The organism is Shewanella sp. 11B5 (assembly GCF_002836795.1).
In the GTDB taxonomy this organism is placed as follows: domain Bacteria; phylum Pseudomonadota; class Gammaproteobacteria; order Enterobacterales; family Shewanellaceae; genus Shewanella; species Shewanella frigidimarina.
This window is the reverse complement of the sequence record NZ_PJAP01000596.1, coordinates 1-3947: the sequence shown is the minus strand read 5'-3', so window position 1 is coordinate 3947 and position 3947 is coordinate 1. Positions and strand designations below refer to the sequence as shown.

At 41.8% G+C, this 3947-nt stretch carries 2 protein-coding genes; both read left to right on the top strand.

Annotated features, from left to right (window positions below; translation table 11 throughout):
- Window positions 1-242 precede the first annotated feature (242 nt).
- The gene (locus CXF78_RS13850) at window positions 243-2039 is read left to right on the top strand and encodes an acyl-CoA dehydrogenase C-terminal domain-containing protein (RefSeq protein WP_102037130.1); all 1797 of its coding nucleotides are present in this window, start codon (window positions 243-245) and stop codon (window positions 2037-2039) included.
- Window positions 2040-2316: 277 nt separating this feature from the next.
- On the top strand, window positions 2317-3947 hold a 1631-nt coding region (locus CXF78_RS13845), incomplete at its 3' end, for a DUF885 domain-containing protein (protein WP_102037129.1).

Below are 3947 nucleotides of genomic sequence, written 5' to 3'. Positions count from 1 at the left end.
TTGAGCCATGCACAGGATGAATAATTGCTTAAAGAAGTGTGAATTTTATGACGTAGTGATTGATATCAGTCGTTTAATGGTCGTAAACTATAATTCAAACGAATGTATACATATTATTAATATGCATTTGGATAATACTTACAGTTAACTTAGCATCAGTAGTACAAACATTATTGGTATGAAAGGTTTCATCCAAATAATCACTAACTAGATATCGATTGATAATGACATGGAGAGTAACAATGCCTGAATATAAAGCCCCCATTCGTGACGTAAAATTTGTTATGCAAGAGCTGTTAGATTGTGAAGGGCACTATCAGCGTTTGGGTTACCAAGATGCCAGTATCGACATGGTTGATGCCATTATTGCTGAAGCGGCAAAATTAACGGAACAAGTTGTTGCACCATTAAATCAAATTGGCGATCAACAAGGTTGTACCTGGAAAGATGGCGTTGTAACCACACCAGACGGATTTAAAGAGGCGTATGCGCAATATGTAGAAGGCGGCTGGCCAACGTTATCTCAGTCTGAAGAGTTTGGTGGCCAAGGTTTACCTCATTCATTAAATATCAGTATTGCTGAGTTGTTTTCCAGCGCGAACCACAGCTTTGCTATGTACCCAGGCCTTAGCCATGGCGCATTAGCCACAATTGAAGCCCACGGTACAGATGCTCAAAAACAGCAGTTTATGCCAAGCCTAGTAGAAGGTAAGTGGACTGGCACAATGTGTTTAACAGAGCCACATTGTGGTACTGACTTAGGCATGTTGCGCACCAAAGCTGAACTGCAAGCTGACGGCACTTATTCATTAAGTGGCACTAAAATCTTTATCTCAGCAGGCGAGCATGATCTGTCTGACAACATTGTGCATATTGTTATTGCCCGTATTCCTGGTGCGCCAGAAGGCAACAAAGGTATCTCGCTATTTATCGTACCTAAGTTCAACGTTAATGAAGATGGTACAATTTCAGATAGAAACGGCGTGAGTTGTGGTTCTATTGAACACAAAATGGGTATTAATGGTAACGCTACCTGTGTGATTAATTTTGATGGTGCAACGGGGCATTTGATTGGTGAACCTAATCGTGGCCTTAAGTGCATGTTCACCTTTATGAATGCTGCGCGTATTGGTGTGGCAAGTGAAGGTGTTGCAGCTGCTGAAGCGTCATTCCAGGGGGCATTAGCCTACGCAAAAGATCGCCTACAAATGCGTTCAATTAGCGGTGTTAAAAACCCTAATGGCCCAGCAGACCCAATCATTGTTCATCCAGATGTGCGTAGAATGCTATTGACCCAAAAGTCGATTGCTGAAGGCGGCCGAGCGTTAATTTCGTATCTTGCCCAGCTAGTGGATATTGGGCATGCAGAAAAAGACGAAGCCATTAAAGCTGATGCTGAAACTAAGCTAGCCTTACTAACACCGATTGCTAAAGCATTTTTATCCGAGCTTGGTTTTGAATGTACCAGCCACGGAGTACAAATATTCGGTGGCCACGGCTTTATTAAAGAGTGGGGCATGGAACAGTTAATGCGCGACACCAAGATTAGCTGCTTATATGAAGGCACTACTGGTATTCAAGCACTTGATTTATTGGCAAGAAAAATCATCGGCACTAACGGTGAAGTATTAAAGCCATTTTCGAAAGACGTTACCGTGTTCTGCCAGCAAAACATGGACAACCCAGCGATGGCTGAGTTTATTAAACCGATTATGTCTTATGCCAAAGAGTGGCATGAACTGACCGTGTTAATTGGCGGCAAAGCGATGAAGAACCCGGATGAAATCGGCGGTGCATCTGTTGATTACTTAATGTATGCAGGTTATGTGACACTTGCTTTCTTCTGGGCAAAAATGGCTAAAGTGGCACAAGACAAATTGGCTGCAGGAACCACTGAAACTGCGTTTTATGAAGCTAAAATCAAAACAGCGCAATTCTATATGCAGCGTATGTTACCAAGAGCCAAGGGCCATGCGGCATGTATTGCCAATGGTGTTGATTCAATGATGGCACTAGATAGCGAAGACTTTGCGTTTTAAATGAACAATCATCTAATCCGCTAAAATCGATTATATCTCGATAGAATAAGCCGCAGCGTCAATCGCTGCGGTTTTTTATTGGCTGCGACTTAGCGACTTAGCGATATGTCGACATGTTCATACTGAGTGTTTTTATCATCACGACGTTAACTAAAATGGGGTTATCCATAATGGCTGATGATCACTATTCGTTACAGATTAGTTAATTCTGTGCCCATCACTTTAGTGGTCTATTCGGTTATAGTAATGACTTCATAATAAAAAAAGGATTAAACCGATGTCAGGCAAAATACTCACGTCTGTGATTCCACTACTTGTTCTTATTCCGTTCGTATCATCAGCGGAATCCTGGGTTGATGTCAGTAATGCATATACCAATAAACAAATTAAAATCACTAGCCAATTCCAACCGGAAATGGCGAGCTCGATTGGCATAACAGAGGTTGACGGTCAGTGCAGTAGCATTACTAAGGCACAACAAGATAAGTATATTCGCACGCTAGAAGCCAGTAAAAAGACCTTACTACAAGCGCTTAAGACAGAAAAGTCATTGCCTGTTCGTCAAGATCTCAACATTATTATCAATAATATTGATCAGACTATTGCCTCTGGTAAGTTAGAAGACAAATACATGCTGCCTTGGGTAGATGTGCCGTTAATTGTCTTTAGAGGTGTTTCAGCATTATTAGATGATCAAATGTCAGATACACGTAAACAAGCGGCTAATACTCGTTTAGCGTGTTATGTCGGTAAATCGGGTCAACCTGCATTAACTGAACAAGCCAAAACCTTATATGAAGCTGCATTAGCCAATAAAAAGTTAATGGGGCCAACAAAAGAAGAAGTTAACCAAGCACTGGCAAGAACCGATACCTTATTGCAAGGTTTGCAGCAATTGTTTGAGAAAAATGAATTCATAAAAGCCGATGAGAATCTGTCGTTACTAAAACAGCAAATTGCTGATTACCGCCAGTGGGCAGAAAAAACTGTAATTCCGACTAGCCGAGATGACTTTCGTTTACCTTCAGAGATTTATGCTTTAAAACTCAAAACGGTTGGCATTGATATCGAACCTGAGCTGTTGATTGAACGTGCTAAAGCAAGTTACATGATTACCAAGGCGAATATGCAGGCGTTAGCCCCCTTGGTGGCACAAAAATTTAATATGCCATCAAGTGATTATCGCGAAGTGATTAAAACACTGAAAAAAGACTCTTTAGCCAACGATAAAATTGAAGAGCATTACAGAGCTATTAATAAGAAACTTGAAGGATTAATCACTCAGCAAAATGTGGTGAATTTACCTAAACGCGACATGATTATGCGATTGGCGAGTGAAGCAGAAGCGGCGGGCAGCCCTGCACCTCATATGCTACCACCACCGTTTATTGGTAACACAGGTGAACAAGGCCAATTTGTACTAACAACAGGTAACCCGGCATTAACCGGTGACGCTGCTTATGATGACTTTAATTTTAATGCCGTTGCTTATACATTAAGTGCCCACGAAGGCAGACCCGGTCATGAATTACAATTTGCGGTCATGTTAGAGCAGGGCGTGTCATTGGCCCGAGTGTATTATGCTTTTAACAGTGTAAACGTTGAAGGTTGGGCACTGTACGCCGAAGCAGAAATGTTGCCATATCTTCCTATTGAAGCACAGCTTATAGCGCTTCAACACCGATTATTACGTAATGCCCGCGCGATGTTAGACCCGATGTTAAACCTAGGTCTAACAACAAAAGAAAACGCCTATACATTGTTACGCAATGACGTGGTGTTTTCAGAAGCGGCAGTGAAACAAGAAGTAGATCGATACACTATGAGAATGCCTGGGCAGGCTGGTAGTTACTTTTATGGCTTATCACGATTATTAGAGATCCGAGCCGATGTAGAAATTGCCCTCGG